We start from the raw sequence: 20017 nt of genomic DNA, 5'->3' as shown, positions 1-20017 counted from the left end.
GATGACCTGCAAAATGAATTGAACAGGGATCTATGCGGTTTTGGAAGGAGGCATTAAGAGGTTGGAACATTATTTGGACATCATTCAAAAGTTAAAAGAAGAATTTCCTATTGGTACCGTTCAATTTACGGGATCTAAACGGCCGTATATTCCTAACCAGGTTTACACTGACCGGCTAGAATCCGCTACGGAGAGCAAGTGGAACAAGGTCATTAAGGAGCTGGACATTAATGTTACCCACCGATATGTTAAGGCTATCGTTACGATCACCATTGGTGAACATTCCAGGGACGGTTACGGTGTGGCCATTATCAAAGGCGATCCTGAGCAAGACCCTTCTGGAGTAATCAATGCAGTAGACCTTGCCATGAACAGCGCCTTTATTGAAGCTCTTGATTCCTTCCAAATGGGATGGCGAGATTTGGCTCCACATAAGACATCTGAGAAAGAGTGGGGGAGCAATCCTGCTCTAAGCCACTTGCTTTCCACAGAACCCCCAAATGGTAGTACGCCTACCAACCCTAGAGCCCTCACAAGCCATATATGCCTGGTATGTTCAAAGCCATTAATTCAAGCAGATTGGGAGCTATTAAATCATGTTCCCAATCTAAGGCGTGATAAAATGATCTACTGCTTTAATGACATTCCAGCCCACCATAAACGGAAAATTCCCGAATTCGAGATTTCAAATTACCTATTACGGATCAAATAATCACGATCCATTAGAAAGCTATTTACCCTGAATGGGAGAAGTCAAAAAAAATTGATTTCTCCCTTCTTTCTGCTATCATATATATTAATTAATATATTAGTTAATATATATGATAGAAATGAGGCAGGGGATAACGTTGGAAGCATTTATTGATCGCGCTTTTGGAACAGCGGGCCATTTGTCTAAGTTAGTCACCGGCTATACCCCGCGTAACCCCCAGATCTCAATCTCCAGAAAAGTGGGGGAGGCGCTTGAACAAGGGCAGCATTTAATTTGTGAAGCCGGCACAGGAACCGGTAAATCTTTAGGCTATCTGGTTCCTGCAGCTCGCTGGGCTGTCGCTAATAAGAAAACGGTTATTGTTTGTACTCACACGATTCCACTGATGACACAGATCGTCAATATCGAGCTTCCGCGAGTCGCTAAGATTTTGTTGATGGAACAGATGCAGTTGAAGTATCAACTGGTTAAAGGAAAGGACCATTATGTTTGCCATCATAAGCTTGATGCCCTTTGGCAAGAGAAGCTGAAGAGTAATGACCCTGAAGCTAAAACCATTCGAAAAATTCATTCCATAGTCAATCGGGAACATATCGGAGATCGGACGGGAATGGGGTTTGATATTGACGACAACTTATGGAGCAAGATCAGTGCTTCATTTTGCCCAAGCGTAGTAAAACCGAGGGATTGCAAATTGGAAGATTTAAAAGAAAAAATGTACTCCTCTCACATCATTGTTACAAACTTCGCCTATTTCTTTAATGATCTCAAGATTCGCATGAAAACGGGTAATGGATCTCTTCCGCAGTATGATGCCGTCATATTTGACGAGGCTCATGAAATTGAGGATGTTTGCTGCAAGGTATTTGAAAAAAAAGTTGACCTTCATCGCTTCGAAAATCTTTTTGAGAATTTGTTTACAAGAGCTGGATATTTAGATTTGGATCATGGCAATCAACTCACCCTCGCACAGTACCGCCAAACCTTTGAAAGTGATCTCGCAGAAGTCTATGATCAGGTCGGACGAGAAATGAGGGACGAAGAAGGAAACTCTACCGCATTTAAACTGTTAGATTCCAAAATTGAAATGAGCCATGTCTGCAGTACGCTCACGAGCTTCATTGAAAAAATCAAGAGCCTCAACATGAAAAAGGTTTCCGATCTAATGGATAAAATCTTTGAAGGAAACGATGATCTTGACTTTATCAGTTCGCATGAAAGAGATTCTTGGGCGTACTGGGCTACCCAAAAGGGGAAAGGAGACGTTGTTCTCCATGCCGCTCCCCTCTATCCTAAAGTCATTTTAAGCAAGCATTTGTTCAGTGCAGTGCCGGTGATCTTGGCAAGTGCCACGATGTCCACGACCTCAAAGGAGGGAAGAACCTTCGACTACTTTTCCGGCAGAATGGGCGTTAAGGAGTACGGATCAATCGTAGTTGATAGCCCCTTCAACTATGAGGAAAAAACGATGATCATTTGCCCCGACGATGCACCTGAGCCAAACAGTCCGGAGTTCACCTCCTACGTCCCCAACAAACTAAAGGAAGTTCTGATGTACACAGGGGGACGCACGCTTGTCTTATTTACAAGTTTTGAAATGATGAACCAGGTGGCCAGGAGGCTTGAAATATACTGCCGCGAGCGGTCAATACATTTACTTGTTCAATTCCCCGGTTGTGATCGAGAAAAGATCATTGAGCAGCTGAAGGCAAATCCGAGAACCATCGTTCTTGGCTGCACAAGCTTTTGGACCGGGGTGGATGTGGCCGGTGATGCGCTTACTACCGTTGTGATTGTAAAACTACCTTACCCGCAGCCGGATGAACCACTAACGCAAGCTCAAATGGCGATCCTTCAAAAAGCCAATCGAAGCAGCTTCTTTGATTTTATGTTTCCCAAAATGATCGTCAAATTGAAACAGGGATTTGGCCGGCTCAACCGCTCTATGCAATGCCAAGGAGCTGTCATTATTTTAGATAGCCGGATTTATAGCAAACGTTATGGCGGGCGAATCATTCGTAATCTTCCGAAATGCAAATATTCCAGAAAACTTGAAGCCATTGTTGATATTCTCCCGTGTTAAGAAAGGATGCTGATTTATATGATGGGAAAGGCACATTTGGCAATTAGTACAGGAGTAACCCTATCTGTTTTAGGATTAGCTGATGCCCACATTACCTTACCGGTAATCGCAGTGGCTGCCGTTAGTTCATTGCTGCCTGACATTGACGAACCCAATTCATTAATCGTCTCGAAAACGATACCTACCGGGCTCGTGCGTTTGATCAAGCTCCTCGTGCTTGGTTTCGCAGCTTTCTCTTTTTTCTTTGGTTCAGCAATGGCTCCGTGGAATGTGGTTATCTCACTACTCGCTTTGTTAATTAGCTTTGTTCCTACCCGCACCTTCCGCAATGTGATCATGGTTCTTCTTGGAGTCACTCTGATTCTATTTGGCCACGTGTTTATTCCCTGGGGTTACATAATCGGCTGCCTATTAATCGTTTGTGCGCTGGTACCGCACCGTGGATTAACGCATACATTTTACGGTGTCCTTGGCTGGACAGCCCTGCTCTATTTTTCAACTCATTCATATGACCAGATACTTTGGATTGCCGGTGGACTATCATATTTACTCCATCTTCTGGCCGATGCGATTACCAATCATGGCATACGACCATTACCACCGTTCAAATTCCGCCTAAAGCTACGTCTAATGAGCACTGGACAGTTTAGCGGGACTATCGTTGAAAACGTCTGTATCGGTCTTACACTTGTTCTCCTTTGGTTTGTTTTCTTCCGCAACATAGATATAAATTCAATAAGAATAGGATGATAAGAAATGAGTCAACAATCAGCTAGCAATATCGTCGCAGATGATTTTTATTTGAGATTTGAAAATGAATTTTTATTGACCGGAAGAGAGCTGGAGATCGTCCAGAATTTGACCCTTCACGGATACAATAATCGAGACCTCGCTGCTTCTCTAAAGATATCTGAAAAAACAATTAAAAATCACGTTGGGAATATTCTAAAAAAAACATCGACAAAATCTTCGCGACAGCTCCAGGCGTTGGTATTCTGCCGAATGTTTTCTGAAACTGACCCTAAGGGTTACGAACCGAACCATATCTAAGCAAAAGGAGAGAACAGAAATGAAAGAAGAACCGGCGAGAGAGATCAAAGTCACCCTGCTGGACGGATCAACTTTGATTATGAACTGCAACACCAGGGAACTGTTTCGAGTTTCATCTTCAAATGGTGTCACTCACCCCGTAAAACCTGAAGCAATACTTCAAGATGTGTTTCTAACAATAGATGCAGCGCATTTTGAAATTTATCAGAGAGATCGACAAAAGGAGTTTGACAAGGAGACCCTTGATATTTTCCGAGAAGCCAGGAAGCACACAAAGATACGGTTAGAGCAGGCACAAGAAATCATAAAACAGAAACAAGCGGCATTAGTAAAAATCACGAATACAAAACTCACTCTTGGAAATGCAGCTTTCATCATGCAGGAAATCGCTCAAGCTGCGATAAAAGCTGAAGAGTCTACCTTTCATCACAACGACAGTGTGTTTGCAAGTATCAACCAGTTAGCTTGTGAAAATATAGGAAATGAAATGATCTAATGAAAGAGATCGAATTTGGGTGGCAATGCGCTTTTCAGCAGCATGCTGGATGCAGGGGTATGACCTAGCTTAGTGACTTATCCGCAAAATGATGGTTGATGGATATGCCGTAAATGTTGACCTTGCACTTGTAAAAGAACTTCTATTCATGCAACGCCGAAGCGTGAATAATCTTCCCCATATTGCTAACGTGCCGCCTATTCACATTTGGAGATGGAACGGCCACAGACCGGAGTAAACGGCGGCTTCAACTCACCCACTTGCAAGCGGATGTCATGAGACAACCACAACAGGTGACCACTCCGCTCACCTGTTGGCAGATTGCGACGGACCGTTGGAATGATCAGAACCGGCTGCAACCATCCGCGCAGATGGTTGCAGCCTAGCGGAATGACCTGCGCCAGCGGCATCTTCGTACACCCCGGCAAACAGCGGTGGCAGTTCCGCATAACTCCGAACGGACAACGGCGCCCGTCCGGAGTCGGGTACGATCTGCAACTTTGATCACGCCTAGTAAAGTGGGTAGCGTAGCAATATTAGGCTTCTGTTCGGTGGAAAGCTTTGCGTTTTTCAGATAGTTATCCTTTTCATTCATACAAAAACTTCCTTCATTAAATTGATATCGTAATACCGCGATGATATAATCTGATAAATTAGTTATAGAAAATATTGGTGTGATGTGGGGGTATTTATGGATTATCAGGTTTTTGTGAATACAATGATCGAGACACTAAAATTTGATGAGAAATTTAAAGAACATAGAGATAAAATACTACCAATTATCAGGCGTTCAAAAGTAAATTCAATTGCTAAATATGCTTTTGCTATACGTCCAGGACAGCATTATGAAGATGTAGAGTTAAGAGTACCTATCCCCTTGATAAATGAAGCGAACAAATTAAAAGATCATATAGCTGGTTTAGTAGGATATGTATACGAAGAATCTGATGATTATGCTTTAGGTTCCACTCTTATTAAGCCTCAAATGCTTTATTCAGAAACTCAGGAAGACAGGGAACATGATGTTGTTTTCTCGGAAATTGAAGAAACAATTATTCAAGGAATTCGAGATGCAAGATTTCTAATATGGGCAGCGGTTGCATGGTTTACCAATAAAACCATATACGATGAGTTGCTGAAGAAAAAGAAGAGGGACTTAACATCCGTATCGCAATCTCTGATGAAGAAACAAATAGCAAATTGCTTCCCAATTTAAAAGCTAATTTTGAGTTAACTGTTATTTCGAGGCATGGGTGGAACAATTATAACCGAATGCACGATAAGTTCTGTATCATTGATTTGGATTATGTAATGCATGGCTCTTATAATTGGACACCAACTGCAAATCATAATGAGGAAACACTTGCAACAGCATTAGACAAAGACTATGTAAAAAAATTTGCTGATGAATTTATGCGCTTGTTCAAAAAACAGTTCTAATAATGTATAAAGGGACATCGGGCCAATTCGGCACGATGTCCTTTATGTTTGCTTCTTCCGAGTCAGGGCACATAAATATAAAAGTACGGCCTACCCCAGTTTAATATTTTATAAGTGCGTCAACAGTATAATGTTTGACAAGAGACGACGACTCGCAAGCAAGCTAGGTGTCCGGCAGATGATTTAGAATTAGTCTTTGTCAACATATACACAAAAGGCGTATTTTGTACATATGTCTGAATAAGAACTTATGTTCCCGTATCGTTCTGTCCAAAAGAAACCCTTCGTCCAACGCGTGTTCTTTCCTTATAGTACGAGCGCCTCGTTTCTATTGCATGCACTTTCGACCGGCTGCCCTTGATATTTTCCCAGTGTTAATGTTCCAGATGCCTAGGCATGCAATAGAAGGTGTGGCGTCCGGGAGGTCTGCGCCGAACCAGACCTGTTGACAATAAGGCCGTGCGCCGTCAATTTTGCTGCGCCCGATCCGTACTGCGGTGATCGTAGAGGCGCAGACCGCTGAAGCTGAAAAAGAGGAGGTCCCCCACATTGTTCTCCGAGCTGGCCCGGCTCCCACTGACTTTCCTATTAACTCTCGCCTTTTCTAGTTACCCAGCGACGCGCCGGCCTCTTTTATTGCCTTCCTTCCAGAGCGAATTGATGGCGTCCTGGTACCTATGCGCGCTCTATCGGCGATCCGGCTGCATTCGGATGATTCTCCCCGGACTGTCAGCAGCGTCCGCTGCAGTGCTGTCACGGACTAAGAGGACGTAGCCACTTGGCACGTCCTCCTGCCGCGATCCGACCGTTAACGTTCCCTACCGCCCTTCGTGGTTCCTTGGCCGCGCGATGTTTTACTTCCTCGCTCTCCAGCCGCGCTGCCGCGGATCAAGCAGACGTAGCCATGACCCGCTCCTTCATATGAGGGTCTAGCCGCCACCCAACTCTAAGCGCCCCTTCTCGTTTCTCCTCCCTCTACGTCTTTATCGCTCCTATTACCTTTTGGGCTTGGTATTGACGGACAGATACGCTCTACTTACCGATGCGTTAATTCAAACATCTAGGACTATTATGACTGTGTTTCGCCGAGCTTAAGCCGCAGCAGCCCATCTCTTATTGTAGGAGCTTCTCGGCTAGGCAGTTCCTTCTGCTCCTCGTCTACCGGAATCATAGGCTCCCAATTGTTTTCATCCGTGCGACTTCTTTCAAACCAGGTCCACTCTCCGGAGGTCAAATGCGGCGTCGGCATGATGATACGACTGGCATCGGGCGTTCGCTCAAGTACAGTTGTAAGTACAGGTCCGACCCGGAAGAAGACTTCCATTCGTTGTAACGCTTGGGTATAGTATTTTTCCGGCAAGTTCAGTGCTTTGGCTGGAACCACGTCTGTATAGGAGAAAATCGATGCACCTGGATCAAAAAGCAAAGTCGCATAGATCGGTCTATTCGTCAGTGGTAACTCAAAAAAGAAGCTTCTCCAATCTCCTCCAGATATGGCGAATTAGTTCGATTGGATTTGTGAACGCAATAGAACTTTGTATAATCGTCGTTTAAATAGTAACCAATTAACCCATCCTTTGGAGAGTACAGGTTGCCCAGTTTTACTTTAAATTTCTTCTTTACATAATCTGGGCGGTTGCGAAACAGTGGGAAGTGTTTAGGATGAAATAAGTATTCTCCATCCAACTCCAAAGATAACTTAACTCTGGCCAGAACAAGGGGCCTGCCAATTAAGACGCTTAACGATTTGTCGAATGAACGCCCCTTTGGGTTAATCACCCACAACGTCTCATCAATCGCTGGCAATAATGCGCTTAATGCTCCGCCCTGGTCCGGCGCATGGGTCAGACCATGGATGAAACGCTCCAAATGCCGGTTGCGCTCGCGCCAAGCAAGATCAGACAAGGAAACAACTTCGGGAGCAGGTTCCCAAACAGTCGTTCCCGGAGATCCCACCCGTCCATTTAACCTCACTTCCCCGAGGATCTTACCGTACGGATCATATATCGTCAGCCCCCTGTCCAAATGGTTCGGAAGTACCCATCCACAAACGGGCTGTGCCTCTGGAGACATGTTCAACTCATCTTCATCACGTTCGGACGACACCCAGTGAAACTGAAGCCGGGCACCTTGAACAATACGCGGCTTCAGTTCTGCAATGCCCAGCGTTTCGCTGTCGGTGCGCAAGGATTCGGCAATGAAGGTCGGCGTTAAGGGCATCTCAATCTCCTCAACTTGTCCAAAAGCATCGACTATTGCCAGTCGTTTCAGCTTAAGGTGACCGCTGCGGATCGGTTGGAACAAAGACTCCCGACTGCTGTCCAAAATACTGGCTGCAAAGGGCATGGCTGTGCTTTGGTTTTCCAGCAGAGGGGCCATATCCTCCGCCTCCTCCCCTATAGGGATGGGATGCATTTGGGGATTGTGTTGCAAAAGTTGACGATGTAGCCCACCAAGTGTCTGTGACAGAACATCCCACTCTTCCATGCCTGCAATGAATTCTCTAAGCATTAATGGAATGCTGATCGGTTCCGGATGATGGTCCACATAGTGTTGCAGCCTATCTTTGATTGAGAATGCGGAGTGTGCTCCCAAATAGGTACGGCCGCAAAAGGTTTGAGACGGTTGCATTGTTGGGTGATCGGCGCAACGCAGCTCTCGTCCGTCGAATTGCCAATTGGCGCTTGTGTAAGGTATCGCTGTCCACTCTGCCTCCCACTCCAAAAAAAGCGGTTTCCAGGGTTGCTCCCAAATCTGCTTTCTTTCATCGGGGATGGGGAGCAAAAGACCCTCGGACACAAACTCAGGCAACTTTCCTGCTGATGTTTCGGTAAAGTTTTCGCTAAATTCATAGACCACGCAATTGATATTTGGACGCGCTGGCAGATTCAATTGTTTGTGGTAACCGGAGATCAACACCACAGGATCACTCGGCGACCAAAAACGGGGCATATCCTCACATGTTAATTGCTTTGTGCTCCCTGTTTGAGTCAGATGGTCGTTGATTATAGCCACGAATTCCTTAACATCCTCAGACAGCCGATCTCGCTGCCCAAGCTGGTCGTCTAAGGTTTCAAATAACCTGGATAATTGAACCGCCTCCGCACATCCGTCTCTACGGCATTTCTTCTTCCATTTCCACCAGGCTTCGTAGAGTTGCTGCTGTCTGGTAGATACGTTGCGGCATGTTTCGTCCAGTGCAAGCTGAAGAACATTAAGCTGTGCTAACAAATGACGAAGTTGAAAGCTATCATCCGTCTGAGTAACAGCTGCAGGAGGGCGTAGTTCTTGAGACTCCTTCCGGTCAACCAGTTTCCACACAATACCACCGCGTGAGCTGCGGAAGCCCGTTTTATGAATAACATCATCAATCGTTTCCTCCCCTCCTGCCTCTCCCAGTGCGTCCAACTGTCCATACAGAAAGACTTCCAGCAGTTGACTAAATGACTGGGAGTTTGATCCACTGATACTTCCCATTAACTCACATATTGCGTCGGTTGATGTCATACCAATCGTCACCGTATGATTGGGGTTCTCATTACGTGGCGTACGGGCAGGGTCGCCAGATCTGACCCAACGGACCTGCTCAATGTTTCCCTTCAGCAAGGTTCGGCGAGGGAGTTGACCGGAATCATCGATCACCCATTGATACCTATTCAATATCGACAGTAGCTGCTCCCGCGAACGAACATGATGTAACGGATCTTCATGAGAACTGGAGAACCACCCCAGTACCGTATAATTGAGATCGACTTCAGTATCTGCCGGAATACCCTCCAACCGATCATGGATAGAGAAAACATTTTCATTACCCGGTTGAAAAGCCGAGAAGGTGAAGTCGCCGCAACCGTCGGCTGTTAAAAACAAGTCTGAGGGAAAACGCAGCTCCTCCCAATCTTCTAACCGCTTCTTCTCTCCGATGGAATTTAATCGTTCAAAATCCTCATTGAGGGTTCTATAGGGACTGCCCTTTGACGAAATACGCCATAATTTATCGCTAACAACAATCCACGATTCGTCATACGGGGAGCTATCAACTCCATGTAGCTTACGGGTAATCAGCCAGCGGTTGGGAACTAGCGGATAACGAATATCCGGCTTGTCCTTTGACAAAATGACTTGAGTGAATCCGCTTGGCAATTCCCACTGCAAGTAAATCCCGTTATTGTCCGGATTATTGCGGAAGTCGTCTTCCAGATCTCCGAAAGGAGGCGGCTCAGGAGAGTCCCACTGATCCAGCATAGCATAATCCATTCGATGCCTCCGAAAAGGCCGGTTTTGCCGGATATAATCGTTCACTACAAGCGCATCCAGCAGCATAGGCACGCACAATCCATTCTTCAACATGGAACAAGTACTCCTTTCAGGGTTGAATTTCAAATACGCCTTGATCGGCTCCGTTCAGTAATTGCAGGTTAAAGTGAGTCGGCATCCACTGGTCATCATCTGTGGCCTCGGGTATGTTACGAATCAGCTCAGACATACATTCATTAGCGTTCAGGACTCCATTGTTTGGATCAATATAATTCTTGATGGGGACTTTCACCGGTTGCCCTGTGCTATCATTGACAATGTCTCCGATCTGGCGAGGTTCAATATGTCTGACCGTGATAGTTCCTTCATCATTCATCCCGTAGCTGAGTCCTTCATGGGGTTCCGTAATTGTGATTCTCTTCGGGACTTCCCGAAAAATCGTCAACATAACTTGCTCCTGCAGCCGCAGAGGGTTTTCCGTGCCAGCATCATCACCATGATCGTTATAGCCTTTAATCTGTAGCGCAGGCCAGCCGGAAACCAGCGCGGATCTTAACAGCATACCAAAAAGATGTTCTGTTCCAGGCGTCGCTACATTTCGAATCCTCTGATTCATGAATACATCAAACTTGGTTTGCACGCCGATACTTGTCGCTCCCTCGATAAAAAAACGGATCCATGATGGATCGATCCGGAACACTCTCATATGTTCGGTGGGTAGCATCTGATCCATAGGTACCATGTGTGAGAGCGGGATATCCACATGTTCGGCCGCTTCGCTGATCCAATCAGTAACCTTCTGTTGTTCCTCACTTGAACGTAAGGTGTTAAAGTATGAAAGATCCCTGCGGTCCATTATCCGTTCGATGACTTTAATTGGGTTCGGTCTGTGCCTGCGGCTTTCCCTTCTCCAAGCCACTCGCTTTTGAGTCAAGACAGTTTGTTCGGTATTATATTTGAGCGCTTTCTGCACATTATTAGCCCAATCTGAATTTGAAAATATGTCTTCAAACCGATCGTTGATTTGGGTATCATCATCGTCCGTTAAGTAATGTTTGGTAAATAAAGAGGTCAGATTTTTCCTCCATTTCATGAGGTTGACTGTAAACTGGGTATCGGCCAAAGCCATTAATCTCCCCAATTCGAAAGCTACGGCATAGGAAAGATCAAACGTCCCATACTCACCGTCATAAACCATCGCTTCTTGGGAAGTATTGCTGGATTTAATAACTGGCTCGGGCGGATTGCTTACGGGTACGAACGGTCCTCGGTACCAAGCAAGCGTCTCCTCTCCCGATCTCGTATGATAGACATGCGGCACATAACCATCGTTTCGTCTGTTCTCGATGTGCTCAATTCCGCTTGTCTGCATGAGCTGCGGATATCTCAGCCAGGTATCGCTTCCAGAGGTATGTTGAAGTAACTGTTCCATCAATTCATGAAAACTCTCACCATTGCTAGGAATTGAAGTGAACGACCAGTGATACAAACACAGCATTCGAACCTTTACTATCCCTGAAGGCCATTTGTCTTGGAGACAACACTCTAAGCCTTCGAGGGAGACCAGGTACACTCTGAACTGGTTACCGTCCTTCTTGTCCTGATCGACTTGCGGGAAGCGGTGCGCCGTGATCACAGACATTCCCTGAGATTCATCTGTTTGATTAGTACGTGCGCCGACAAAATAACGGAGGCCTCGAGAATGGATGTCCGTGTCCGGCATGAGTTCCTGGAACTGCTGGACCGTAATTTCGATATATTGACAGAGTGTATCCGCTTCTTCCGAAAGCACATCCTCTAGTTGAGGGATGTAGAGAGTTGTATCCGAACTATGCTGAAACTGATTGACTGTTCCCTTCATCGGCTTACCGTCTCCAGGCCATTCGCTTTCCCTGAGCATAAGCAGCGCAAGCCAAGGCAGGTTCTCCCCGGCGTTGTCAGGAAGATTAAGCTTCTTCTCCCACAGCATACCCGTTCTGGTGACGGTCAAATGCGGCAGAATATTTCCAAAATTCCCTTTGCTGTTGTTAGGCGGGTGGACTCGGATTTCATTTTGATCCAGGGAAAACGGAGAACCTTTGACATGAAAAACTTGAATGGCGCTAGCTGAGATATTCCCAGTTGAGTCATACCCGACATCCTGTTCAGCGGTTAACAAGGCATCCATAAAATAAGGTAAGGAGACTGAGCGTGGACGGTAATAGCCCTGCAGTTGATGGTACCAGGCCTACGGATCACTTACCAATCCGCATCCGGAAAGGCATTCTACAACTTTAATTTTCTTTGGCTGATACTTCTGATATATCAATCATCTTATACTCGGATATTTGTTTCTGAAGGTTAATCTTAATGTTTTTAACTTTATTTCTTCGGTGTAGGACTCCTTCAATAAAAATATGTTCCTTTACTCCACAGACTTTCACAGGATTGAAAATCCAATCTGTACCATATTTTTCGTATATAGCATTGTTGATCTCTTTATGCAAAAATCTCGTTGGAAATTCCTGTAATTCAGCAATAGCATCTTTATTTTCTGCTTTTGGATGACTAAAACCTGGGGTAAAGATCATAGTAAAGCAAAGCATGATTAAAACCAAAAAGCCCTTTCTCATTGGTATTACCTCTTCATTTAATAATATATATGATCCGCAATATTCTTTAAAAAATACCGCAACGATATTGAGACCTCGATTGACATCGCAACCAGCATAACTTGGTGCTGCCTGGCCATTTGGCTCAGGCAGCACGCAGATCCTTTGTCGACGCTCTCTTGGATGCCAACCACTTCCAGGAACAGGTTTACTCCGAGTGCACGGTTCCGAGGTTCACCTGTCCACCAAACAACCAGCAGGGTGTGTACGCTTCCTGTTCCCTGACAAAACGATACAGCGCCGCACAAAGATCCGCCTTTAGCTGAAAAGTTAATCGACTTTTTCCAGCGTGTGGTGAACTGCAAGCGCGATGATTTCTGCTTCCCAGTTCACCGCTGATCCTTGGCGGATTTGGGGTCGCCAGTCTTTTTTTCGTTCGATAACAACCTGTAATCTTGGTGTGTATGTAAATAGATCACTTCGCCTCCATGATCAATATATAGATACATTATCATATTTTTATTTCTATATATGGTGTTATTTTTATTGTTCATGAGAACATACGTACTTTTATATGCTATAATAGATTTATAGAAAACATTGGTAAAGGGGCGATCAATATTAGCTGGCTTGAGGACATTTATCAAATGCGGAAGCGGGAAAAAATGAAAGGGATGGAAAAGCCTCTTATTGATGCAATATTTAGAATTTTTAATAATTACAAAAGTTATGGACTCAAAGATCGTATAGGCCAGCAAGATATGTCCTTGGACATTGCTTACGCATACTTGAATGGTGAAAACGCCATGATCGAGGCTGGTGTCGGCATTGGCAAGTCCTATGGTTATCTCATTCCCAGCCTTTACATTAACTTCATGGTGAATCAACCTATCATTATCGCGACATCTTCTATACAACTTTCTGAACAAATACACAAAGATTTGAGGAGAATTGCTAACCGTTTGGGCTTCGTAAAGATCCGCTCCGTTGTAGGTAAAGGCATGGGACAATATGCATGCCGTCACAGAGCTACCGAGCTTTTTGATCCCAAAGATAAAACGGAGTCCACTCTCTCTACGATTATACAAGGAATCATGGACATGGAATTTCATGAAAGATCGGATATTCAGGGCGGAGTAAATGATTCTGAATGGTCAAAGGTTTGTGTAAATAACTGCACTTTTGAAAGGTGTTTTTATAAAAACATCTGCTCCTTCTATGATATGAGAACCAAAATAAATGCTAGGGTTGGAGATATCGATTTTATCATCGTGAACCAGGATCTTTTAATCCGAGACCTTATTAAGAAAAAAGAAAGTTCAAAAGGATTGATTACAGAACGCACTGCTCTAATTGTTATCGATGAAGCCCATAACCTAGAATCGAAGGTTAGAGATGCGAGAACGGTCGAATTCACTCTGCGCAGCGCTTGTCGCATCCTAGATAACACATTGCAGATTCTAATTAAGCATACAGGAGACCGTAGCCTTTTCTCTCGTTTTAAATTCCTGAAAGAGTGCTGTGATTATGTTTTTAAGCAGGTAGAAAAGGACCTTCGTTGCATGGCCAAGCAGGATAATGATCGAATCAAAGTTTCAGAGATGAAAAAAATTTCATATGACCGGATCTCCCAGTATCTAAGGGATACTAACATAGGCCTGTCCATTATTACTACCCGGGAAGATCGGGAAGTGGACAATGCAATTGAGGAAATAAATGAATTGATCGACCTATTCGATATACTGGCCGGAGTGGAGGAAAACTACATCATCTGGGCGAGTAATTCCAAACGTGTGGCTACTATAAGTATCTGTCCCAAAGAGATTAGTCAACTTCTTCGGTACTCCCTCTTTAATGGCACTACTCCTGTCGTCTTAACATCCGCGACGTTGTGCCAAGGCGGAGACAAGTTGGATGAACAGTACGCCTATATGACCGAAACTCTCGGTTATATAGGGGAATACATGGACCGCCAGGTCTCACCTTTTGATTATGACAATCACGCAATGCTATACATCGCTGACTGTATTCCTTACTACAATCATGAGAATAAGGAGGCATATCTCGAAGCTGCTTATAAAGAACTGATCAAGCTTTGCGATCTTACCCAGGGTCGAACGCTCGTCCTCTTCTCTGCGAAGGAAGATATGAAATGCATCTTTGAAAAACTAAGCAATGAACAACTCTCCTGGTCACTGCATGTTCAAAAAGAAGGGTCATCCCAGGATGAAGTGATTGAGGAATTTCGAGCAAACAAAGGGGTACTGCTCGGGACTGGCGTCTTTTGGGAAGGTGTTAATATAGAAGGGCCTGACTTATCTCAGGTTATCATTTTTCGGTTACCCTTCCCTGTCCCAGCTGATCCTGTGTACGAGTATAAAGCGTCAACATCCAAGGATCCACAAAAGGAAATTTTTCTGCCAGACATGCTCATTCGATTAAGGCAGGGTACAGGGCGTCTGATTCGGAGTGAAAGTGACTTAGGTGTACTAAGCATTCTCGACTCGCGTCTTTGCACTGCAGCTAACAGGGATTATCGTGACACAGTGTTAGATGCCTTGCCGTTTAAAAATGTAACCGAGGATTTTTCAGCCCTGCAGAGGTTCGTTGAAGAAAATGGGATACAGATGACTGCTTGAATGCAGCAATACCATCTGGTTCTTTAACTTCCTACGCCTGCGACGGAACAATTGCCAATCAGCTGAGCTTTCTGGTGCTCATGGAACGTCAAGCGACATCCGACAATCAGGACGTGCACAACTTACAAGCAGCGGTGACGGCCAATTTCCTCTCCTAAATGAGCAATTCAGTAGTGTCAATGTCACAATTTTCGTTCTGCGCTTCCTCGACCCGAGAGTCCCGCAGGCTTTGTAACGTGCTGGCGGCCTGCATGATCAACTGGTGATCAGCCTGTGCAACTGCTTGATCATGCCCGCCCGCCGGAGAAGATGAAACCGGGGAAGGTACGCCGGGAAGACTATGAATACGAGCGTAAAGGTAGTTGCACCCTGTTTTTATTCACAGAACCTTTGGCCGGTTGGCGCCAAGTTTGTGCGAGCCAAAGACGGACCAAATCGGATTGGGCAGAACAGATCCGCGAATTGCTCGACGTCCACTATCCAAAGGCGAAGCGTATTCGACTTGTCATGGATAACTTGAACACGCACACCCTCTCATCGCTGTATGAAACGTTTTCTGCTGACGTAGCGCTCTCGTTAGCAAAGCGTTTGGAGATTCACTACACACCGAAGCATGGAAGCTGGCTAAACATTGCTGAAATTGAATTGAGCGCAATGACGATACAATGTCTGCACCGTCGAATTAGCTCGATTGAACAATTACAGCAAGAAGTAACGGCTTGGAAAGTCAAGCGCAACCTGGATCAAAAATCGGTCCAGTGGCATTTCACATCCGAGGAAGCCAGGGGCAAATTAAAACATTTGTAACCCTGAAATCTAAAGCGGTCAAGGTACTAGGTTATTTCGCCTTGTCTACTTTTAAGGTTTAAGATCAATAGGTGGTGACTCTTTCATCGATCTCTGCCTTAACGTGGGTGATACTTAAGAGGCAGTTCAGTACGCGTTTGATCGCCACTGGTATGTTTGCGGAGCTCAAGCAGTTACGCACTCTACTAATTCTCGAATGTGAGATGAATTGTGTGGCCAATTAATATGCATCACTCTGCAATAGTACAATTCTCTTGTCCATTTTCGGCAAGGCAATGACTATTGCTTCAAAGTACAATCGACTTCCGTCCGCGCTACCCGACGTAATCCGCCACGACGGACATAACAAGAGAATGTTGCCCCCTTGGCACATCTAGCACTGCGGCGTTCCGGCCACCACCCGATCCTACGGCTCTTCCTGGTTGCTCCAGCGGCGCGCCGTTACATTGACTTCATCCTGCCCAGTACTGCAGATTGTCGAGCACAGGCATACCTTTCAGCATTTGGTGATTAGCAAACGGAAGGTGCGATTCACCACTACCCTGCGGGCCTGCCGTATCGACCAAACAGAAACTCTTTAATCGCTTCGTTATATGCCGCGGCTACAACCGTACTATCAAGGAGATTGATACCTTTTAAAAATTTTGATATGTTCATTTACTTTCGCTCCTTCTTTGTAAAGCATCTTTTGTGAGCTATTGGACAGTTTGCATTATGTGGCCAATAAGCTATTGTGAATAAAGACGATAATGCGAATCTGGCACTGTTCTGCATGCCATTAGTCCGGAGATAAATCAATGTTTCTAGCTGCTCAGGGCCGGACTGGTTCCGGAGCTTCTCAAATAGAGCCGCTGACTTGCGGAACCCCATGTCATCTTCGATCTTAAGCCAGTTGTAGCGATTCCAGGCTTATCCAGACGAAAGAACGGGGCTATCTGCCACTTTGGAACTTTGTGATATTACAAGCTAATTACGATCCGATTAGCTAACGGCTGCGCAGCGAACCTGCAACTAGTGCTCCTGGTTCTTTCCGCGTGATCGGCTGGCTGTGCGGCGGCAAACCTGCAGCTCGCGTACCTGGTTGTTCTTCTGGATGCACCGGGCTGTCCGGGATCGGCATGCTGACGGCAATAATGTGTTCGCCGATGGCCAACTGCAGGGACATTACTCGGTCTACTACTTTATTTTCTATGATAAGTATCTGTTTGTAGTAGGACACCTTCTCCTGTTTGTTCAGTCTAAAGCTTGTTTCTCAATACCTCACGATTTTGTAACCAAAAAACTGCGTCAGATCAGCAACTTCAGTCTTTTACTTTATTTTCTTCAAACAGCGGCTTCCGGCGCAGCCCGAAGGCTCCCTTTTCCGCTGCATTCGATCTTCTGTGCCGCGGGGTACCACCGGTTGCACAGCATAAGCGCATCAGAAAAGCCCAATATAACGACATGGCTGGTCGCTTGGGCTTTTAGGGGGTGACGGGGTTTCACGGCCATATTTTTAGAAACCGATATACCGACAAAAATTATGGAGTAGGAGGTAACGGATCGGTCTGATTATCGGCAGCTGCTAAGGCATCAATCCTGGTAATAATATCAGCGAGCAGCATATAGTCAAATGTCTTTTTTAAGAATGCCCGTTCCAGGTTGTGTTTGTACACACTCACGAAAACAGTTAAAACCATAGAGATAATCAAAAAAATGAATAATAATGCTATCATTCCGTTAAATGACTCCTCATGTTCAATGACGGCACCGATAAAGCCTGTCCAAACGGCAAACAGCATAACACCCAAAAGCGTGATGATATACCAGTTACTATTTTTAATCTTCTCTCCTTTTTTTAGATACACATTGATTAATGTTTTTCTCTGTGAAGCAGGCAGACTCAAGATGGTAGGCAGTAATTCTTTTGACAAATATGCTTCTCGCATAGGGGCGAGATTCGTTGAAAAGATTACCCGTGAAAAGATACTTTCTGTATCCAATAAGCATACGAAGTGAGAGTACTTTTTACGGGCAAAATAAACTTGAGCGAAATAAGCTATCCGCAAAAAAAGAAAGGTTAAAACAAATTGACCTATGACCAAATACTTAACCCATTTATTTTCCGGATTAGAAATGAAAACTACAGGAAGAATAGATATCACAGAAAGGAAAGCCATGATTATAAAAGAGATGTAAGAAGTATTGCGGATGGAGTCAGAAAACGTTTTGGACTTGGTTTGCAACTCTTTAAAAATATCATTCTCCTGTTTAAGCAAATTAAAAATATCCTGATTTGTCACCGTCATTAAAATCATCCTTTCAATTGAATCAGATATATTGGTGATACGATGGGAAAAAGAAGATGTTGCAGAGAAAAGCTATTTGTAGTTACCTCGTGCTCCAGATTCACCAGTAATGATTGCTCCAAAGATCCGCCTGCCGGTGAGGATTCTCCTGATCTCCGGGTTATAGGATCTGCGTTGCCGGCACGGCTTGGCTATCTCCTGCAGATATTTCGGATCTCCCAGCACCCGCTAGATCCGTGGGACCAGCCGCCGGCGCAGCGCATCCAGCCTCTGCAGATCAGTTGCATGCGGGATCTCACTACCCAAAAACTGCTGGGCACCTATAACAAAGTCAAAATGATTAATGGCGTGCAGGATCAGGGCGGCAGCTCGTACAGCCAGGCTAGCTTCTCGCAAACCCAACTGCGCATGGGCACCGCGGGAGCGGTTTACAATACGTGGACGGACAATCTGTCTTCCACCAGTCGCGTAGTAATCAGCACTAAGAAGGCTCCTGCTGATCCCACCAGCGCCGACAAATTCACCATTATAACTTCGCCCCACTCATTACCAAACTTGACCCAGCCTAACCGAAGCAGGCATATCTAAAACAAAGAAGAAACTTCCTTTATAAAAGTTTCTTCTTTGTTTTTAGTAACATTTTGGATTTCCGTGCGTCTAAATCGCAGGGAGTGAATGACCAAAAATGGAACAAGGAGGATATAATAAGATGGAAAAGCTTTTGAAAACGAGCGTCATTGGATGTTTCATCGCATCCCTGCTGATCGCAGGAAGCGCCTTGACTACGGGAACGGCTTCCGCAGCTTCCTCAGCCATCGAAATTAGGATAAATAATCGTTTCGCGGATACGGATGCAGCCCCGTATATTACCAATGGAACTACCATGGTGCCTTTACAGGTGGCTCAAAAAATACCCGGCAGCTCGATACAATGGAATAACGCATCCAAGACCGTCACCCTTACCCGGGACGGGGAAACCATCACCTTAGTGGCGGGTCAGAAAACAGCAAAGATCGGGAATAAAGAAGTGAAATTAGAAGCGGCCTCTACCCTAAAACAAGGCCGTGTTATGGTTCCCTTGCGTTTTATCGCAGAATCGACGGGGGCGTATGTCCTGTGGAATCCTAAACAGCGGGTCGTGTTCGTCGCCAAGACTAGTGAAGAGCTAACGAAACAACTGGCTTCTTCCAGTCTGGCTGAAGCCCGAAGCGCAGCTCTGAAATTCCCCCAAGTTAGCTCTTTGGAAGCCTTCAAAGTCACTAGCGAAGGCGGTGGTGTCCAATATTATTACTTCCCAGAAGGAAAAGCGGACCAGTTCTTCTTAGGTGGCGGCAACAGCATTTCATATTACGAAGTTGTGGGAAACCACAGCGAGGAAAAATGGACAGCTACCTTTGATTCGGTTAAAGCCTCCAGCGGCCTGTTCTTTTTGCCTCTAAAAATCACTAACCAGGACGGCGAACTTCCAAAAATCACGAGTCGTGTAGTTTATTTTGAATTTATGGGACATGTCGGAGAAGCAAACTACGGGTTCGTTGAGCCTAACGGAGAAGTCAAGACCCTGGGGACAAAGGGGATGAATTTAAATCAGTTTTTTGACATTCCGGAAGAGAACAAATCTTAAAACATTTCCAATCGGATAGGAGGCTACCCATTA

The 20017-nt window shown here is 45.1% G+C and carries 18 protein-coding genes; 12 read left to right on the top strand and 6 right to left on the bottom strand.

Annotation, left to right across the window (positions count from 1 at the left end; all coding sequences use genetic code 11):
- The first annotated feature begins 61 nt into the window (after window positions 1-61).
- From JI735_RS34380 to JI735_RS34345, 7 genes are all read left to right on the top strand, one after another.
- The gene (locus JI735_RS34380) at window positions 62-712 is read left to right on the top strand and encodes a hypothetical protein (protein ID WP_039832817.1); all 651 of its coding nucleotides are present in this window, start codon (window positions 62-64) and stop codon (window positions 710-712) included.
- 136 nt (window positions 713-848) lie between these two features.
- Complete coding sequence (locus JI735_RS34375; RefSeq protein WP_039832816.1) at window positions 849-2795, top strand: ATP-dependent DNA helicase; 1947 nt, start codon at window positions 849-851, stop codon at window positions 2793-2795.
- Window positions 2796-2813: 18 nt separating this feature from the next.
- A complete protein-coding gene (locus tag JI735_RS34370) occupies window positions 2814-3545 on the top strand; it encodes a metal-dependent hydrolase (RefSeq protein ID WP_202677752.1) in 732 nt (243 codons plus the stop codon).
- 6 nt (window positions 3546-3551) lie between these two features.
- Window positions 3552-3845 (top strand): helix-turn-helix domain-containing protein, encoded by a 294-nt coding sequence (locus JI735_RS34365; RefSeq protein WP_039832814.1) that lies wholly within the window; start codon window positions 3552-3554, stop codon window positions 3843-3845.
- A gap of 19 nt (window positions 3846-3864) precedes the next feature.
- The gene (locus tag JI735_RS34360; protein ID WP_039832813.1) at window positions 3865-4341 is read left to right on the top strand and encodes a hypothetical protein; all 477 of its coding nucleotides are present in this window, start codon (window positions 3865-3867) and stop codon (window positions 4339-4341) included.
- Between the two features lie 691 nt (window positions 4342-5032).
- Window positions 5033-5557, top strand: coding sequence for a phospholipase D-like domain-containing protein (locus tag JI735_RS34350; protein WP_202677750.1), 525 nt, complete (start codon window positions 5033-5035; stop codon window positions 5555-5557).
- The gene (locus tag JI735_RS34345) at window positions 5542-5781 is read left to right on the top strand and encodes a phospholipase D-like domain-containing protein (RefSeq protein WP_233476559.1); all 240 of its coding nucleotides are present in this window, start codon (window positions 5542-5544) and stop codon (window positions 5779-5781) included. The genes JI735_RS34350 and JI735_RS34345 overlap by 16 nt, the downstream gene beginning before the upstream one ends.
- A gap of 1069 nt (window positions 5782-6850) precedes the next feature.
- Here JI735_RS34345 and JI735_RS34340 read toward each other — a convergent pair.
- The 4 genes from JI735_RS34340 to JI735_RS34325 form a co-directional block, all read right to left on the bottom strand.
- On the bottom strand, window positions 6851-7207 hold the full coding sequence (locus JI735_RS34340; protein WP_202677749.1) for a hypothetical protein: 357 nt from the start codon (window positions 7205-7207) through the stop codon (window positions 6851-6853).
- A gap of 23 nt (window positions 7208-7230) precedes the next feature.
- Window positions 7231-10035, bottom strand: coding sequence for a hypothetical protein (locus tag JI735_RS34335; RefSeq protein ID WP_202677748.1), 2805 nt, complete (start codon window positions 10033-10035; stop codon window positions 7231-7233).
- A gap of 109 nt (window positions 10036-10144) precedes the next feature.
- Entirely contained in the window at window positions 10145-12202 is a 2058-nt protein-coding gene (locus JI735_RS34330) for a hypothetical protein (RefSeq protein WP_202677747.1), read from the bottom strand.
- 106 nt (window positions 12203-12308) lie between these two features.
- Window positions 12309-12782 carry a hypothetical protein gene (locus JI735_RS34325; RefSeq protein ID WP_157771239.1) on the bottom strand — a complete coding sequence of 158 codons (474 nt, stop codon included), beginning with the start codon at window positions 12780-12782 and terminating at the stop codon, window positions 12309-12311.
- 509 nt (window positions 12783-13291) lie between these two features.
- On the opposite strand from JI735_RS34325, the gene JI735_RS34320 reads away from it, so the two are divergent.
- The 3 genes from JI735_RS34320 to JI735_RS34315 all read left to right on the top strand — a co-directional run bounded on the left by JI735_RS34320 (window position 13292) and on the right by JI735_RS34315 (window position 16072).
- The gene (locus tag JI735_RS34320; protein WP_233476558.1) at window positions 13292-15265 is read left to right on the top strand and encodes an ATP-dependent DNA helicase; all 1974 of its coding nucleotides are present in this window, start codon (window positions 13292-13294) and stop codon (window positions 15263-15265) included.
- Window positions 15262-15423, top strand: a complete 162-nt coding sequence (locus tag JI735_RS36720) for a hypothetical protein (RefSeq protein WP_233476557.1) — start codon at window positions 15262-15264, stop codon at window positions 15421-15423. Before JI735_RS34320 ends, JI735_RS36720 begins: the two co-directional genes overlap by 4 nt.
- Window positions 15424-15538: 115 nt before the next feature.
- On the top strand, window positions 15539-16072 hold the full coding sequence (locus tag JI735_RS34315; protein ID WP_039832805.1) for an IS630 family transposase: 534 nt from the start codon (window positions 15539-15541) through the stop codon (window positions 16070-16072).
- Window positions 16073-17057: 985 nt separating this feature from the next.
- On the opposite strand, the gene JI735_RS34310 is transcribed toward JI735_RS34315, so the two are convergent.
- Window positions 17058-17291, bottom strand: a complete 234-nt coding sequence (locus JI735_RS34310) for a hypothetical protein (RefSeq protein WP_157771238.1) — start codon at window positions 17289-17291, stop codon at window positions 17058-17060.
- Window positions 17292-17592: 301 nt separating this feature from the next.
- Complete coding sequence (locus JI735_RS34305; protein ID WP_039832803.1) at window positions 17593-18360, bottom strand: hypothetical protein; 768 nt, start codon at window positions 18358-18360, stop codon at window positions 17593-17595.
- A 285-nt stretch (window positions 18361-18645) separates the two neighbouring features.
- Between JI735_RS34305 and JI735_RS34300 the strand changes: the two genes are divergently transcribed.
- Both JI735_RS34300 and JI735_RS34295 read left to right on the top strand, forming a co-directional pair.
- Complete coding sequence (locus JI735_RS34300; protein ID WP_157771237.1) at window positions 18646-18948, top strand: hypothetical protein; 303 nt, start codon at window positions 18646-18648, stop codon at window positions 18946-18948.
- Between the two features lie 121 nt (window positions 18949-19069).
- Complete coding sequence (locus tag JI735_RS34295) at window positions 19070-19984, top strand: copper amine oxidase N-terminal domain-containing protein (RefSeq protein ID WP_202677746.1); 915 nt, start codon at window positions 19070-19072, stop codon at window positions 19982-19984.
- The last annotated feature ends 33 nt before the right edge of the window (window positions 19985-20017 follow it).

The organism is Paenibacillus sonchi (assembly GCF_016772475.1).
In the GTDB taxonomy this organism is placed as follows: domain Bacteria; phylum Bacillota; class Bacilli; order Paenibacillales; family Paenibacillaceae; genus Paenibacillus_AQ; species Paenibacillus_AQ sonchi.
Note: the sequence above shows the minus strand (reverse complement) of the source record. Positions and strands in the feature narration are given on the sequence as shown.

Coding starts and splice junctions, on each gene's coding strand:
- JI735_RS34370 (WP_202677752.1), top strand. CDS start 2,814: ATGATGGGAAAGGCACATTTGGCAATTAGTACAGGAGTAACCCTATCT.
- JI735_RS34365 (WP_039832814.1), top strand. CDS start 3,552: ATGAGTCAACAATCAGCTAGCAATATCGTCGCAGATGATTTTTATTTG.
- JI735_RS34360 (WP_039832813.1), top strand. CDS start 3,865: ATGAAAGAAGAACCGGCGAGAGAGATCAAAGTCACCCTGCTGGACGGA.
- JI735_RS34350 (WP_202677750.1), top strand. CDS start 5,033: ATGGATTATCAGGTTTTTGTGAATACAATGATCGAGACACTAAAATTT.
- JI735_RS34335 (WP_202677748.1), bottom strand. CDS start 10,035: ATGGATTATGCTATGCTGGATCAGTGGGACTCTCCTGAGCCGCCTCCT.
- JI735_RS34330 (WP_202677747.1), bottom strand. CDS start 12,202: ATGGATGCCTTGTTAACCGCTGAACAGGATGTCGGGTATGACTCAACT.
- JI735_RS34320 (WP_233476558.1), top strand. CDS start 13,292: ATGAAAGGGATGGAAAAGCCTCTTATTGATGCAATATTTAGAATTTTT.
- JI735_RS34305 (WP_039832803.1), bottom strand. CDS start 18,360: ATGACGGTGACAAATCAGGATATTTTTAATTTGCTTAAACAGGAGAAT.
- JI735_RS34300 (WP_157771237.1), top strand. CDS start 18,646: ATGCGGGATCTCACTACCCAAAAACTGCTGGGCACCTATAACAAAGTC.
- JI735_RS34295 (WP_202677746.1), top strand. CDS start 19,070: ATGGAAAAGCTTTTGAAAACGAGCGTCATTGGATGTTTCATCGCATCC.